A 295-nucleotide genomic window follows, 5' to 3' on the forward strand; every position below is an offset into this window, starting at 1 on the left:
GTCGGAATGCAGGCCATCAGCGGATCGTCGAGGATCGACTCGAACTGGAAGTCGTTGAGGTTCGGCAGTTCGGGACCGATGTAGAATTCAACCTCCTGCTGCTGCAACAGCGCAAGTGCCCCCTGCGGCGGCGTCTCGATGACCTCGACGATCGAGCGCGGATAGCGCAATTTGAACGTCGCCAATATGTCGCCCAGCCGGCTCGCCGCAAGCGTCGGCGCGCAGGCGATCTGCACCTTGCCCTTCCGCCGCGCCGCGATCTCGGTCAGCCGGTCGAGGCTGGTCTGCACCTGCG

At 64.4% G+C, this 295-nt stretch carries 1 protein-coding gene; it reads right to left on the reverse strand.

The window, feature by feature from the left end; translation table 11 throughout:
* Positions 1-295 (reverse strand): LysR substrate-binding domain-containing protein (locus EN818_RS31965; RefSeq protein ID WP_245521447.1); only part of this gene is annotated, 295 nt, incomplete at both ends.

This window comes from Mesorhizobium sp. M3A.F.Ca.ET.175.01.1.1, assembly GCF_004791945.1.
GTDB lineage: Bacteria > Pseudomonadota > Alphaproteobacteria > Rhizobiales > Rhizobiaceae > Mesorhizobium.